The organism is Candidatus Thermoplasmatota archaeon, assembly GCA_022848865.1.
In the GTDB taxonomy this organism is placed as follows: domain Archaea; phylum Thermoplasmatota; class Thermoplasmata; order RBG-16-68-12; family JAGMCJ01; genus JAGMCJ01.
Genome location: JAJISE010000130.1, coordinates 1 through 515, shown reverse-complemented (window position 1 = coordinate 515; position 515 = coordinate 1). Strand labels below are relative to the sequence as shown.

The following is a 515-nucleotide window of genomic DNA, read 5'->3' as shown; positions in this document are numbered from 1 at the left end:
GAACAGCAGGGCGTCCGGCGTCAGGACGGGGAACATGCGCACCATCAGGTAGACCCCGGCGGCCACCATGGTGGCGGCGTGGATGAGGCATGAGACGGGCGTGGGGCCTTCCATGGCGTCGGGCAGCCAGATGTGCAGCGGGAACTGGGCCGACTTGCCCACCGCACCCATGAACACCATGATCCCGGCGACCGTCAAAAGGGTAGCCTGCCCGGCAAACAGGTTGGCCCCCTCCACGTCCACCGCCTCGAACAGGCCGTGGAAAGTGAACGTGCCGGTGGCCGTCCAGAAAAGCATGATGCCGATGAACATGCCGATGTCACCCACCCGGTTGGTGAGGAAGGCCTTCCTGCCGGCGCTGGCGGCGGAATCCTTCTCGAACCAGTGCCCGATGAGCAGGTAGGAACTCAGACCCACCAGCTCCCAGAATATGAACATCATCATCAGGCTGTGGGCCAGGACGATGCCGTTCATGGAAAAGGTGAACAGGCCCAGGTAGCCGAAGTAGCGGGTAT

General features: G+C 63.1%; 1 protein-coding gene. It reads right to left on the bottom strand.

The window, feature by feature from the left end; all coding sequences use genetic code 11:
• The coding region (locus LN415_10025) for an NADH-quinone oxidoreductase subunit L (GenBank protein MCJ2557408.1) at positions 1-515 on the bottom strand (515 nt) is incomplete at both ends.